The organism is Vibrio sp. 1727, from assembly GCF_033344415.1.
In the GTDB taxonomy this organism is placed as follows: domain Bacteria; phylum Pseudomonadota; class Gammaproteobacteria; order Enterobacterales; family Vibrionaceae; genus Vibrio; species Vibrio alginolyticus.
In genome coordinates, this window is the sequence record NZ_JAWPOT010000331.1 from 1 (window position 1) to 659 (window position 659).

1 protein-coding gene and 2 pseudogenes are annotated in these 659 nt (G+C 45.8%); all 3 read left to right on the forward strand.

What is annotated here, in order from left to right:
• Positions 1–344 (forward strand): annotated as a pseudogene (vscD, locus tag R8O10_RS25555) (SctD family type III secretion system inner membrane ring subunit VscD); the annotation flags it as partial.
• Entirely contained in the window at positions 331–540 is a 210-nt protein-coding gene (locus R8O10_RS25560; protein WP_015296814.1) for an EscE/YscE/SsaE family type III secretion system needle protein co-chaperone, read from the forward strand. The pseudogene vscD and the gene R8O10_RS25560, both read left to right, overlap by 14 nt.
• A gap of 11 nt (positions 541–551) precedes the next feature.
• Positions 552–659: pseudogene (gene vscF, locus R8O10_RS25565) on the forward strand (type III secretion system needle filament protein VscF); the annotation flags it as partial.

Below are 659 nucleotides of genomic sequence, written 5' to 3' on the forward strand. Positions count from 1 at the left end.
GCATTGAAGTACGTGGTGAATTAGACGACATCGAAACCACACGCTTTTACGGCGTGACTCGGGATTTTCGTGAGCAGTATGGTGAAAAGCCGTATCTGGTTTTGAAATCGATTCCCAAAGTCAGCAAAGGCACGGACATCGACTTCCCGTTTCGTAGCGTTAATTTTGGCCAAGTGCCGTACGTTATTCTTACCGATAACGTTCGCTACATGGTAGGGGCTCGCACTCCGCAGGGTTATCGCATATCCAGCGTAACGCCAGCAGGGATTGAGCTGGTGAAAGGCGGGCGCGTTATCACTATTGAACTTGGATACGAAGGCGAGAAAAACCATGACAAATCTTGAACAGATTCTAAATAACGACCTAAGTGGCATTGAAGTGCAAAACATTAAGAGCAAGCTCTTACAAGCACAGGCAGCGGTAAAGCGTCAGTTGGACTTGGGATGTCCTCCGCAGCAGTATCAATTGCTACTAAAACAGTATGAAGCATACACAGCGGCACAGGTTGTGATTGAAGCATACGAAGCTAACCAAAAATAAAGGGAAATCCTATGTCATTTTACGATGCGACCAACAGTGTAAACCTCGATGACGTTAAAACGAAACTTGAGCAACAAGCGAAAGACGCGAACAAATCCGTCACCGATGCCATTAAAAAT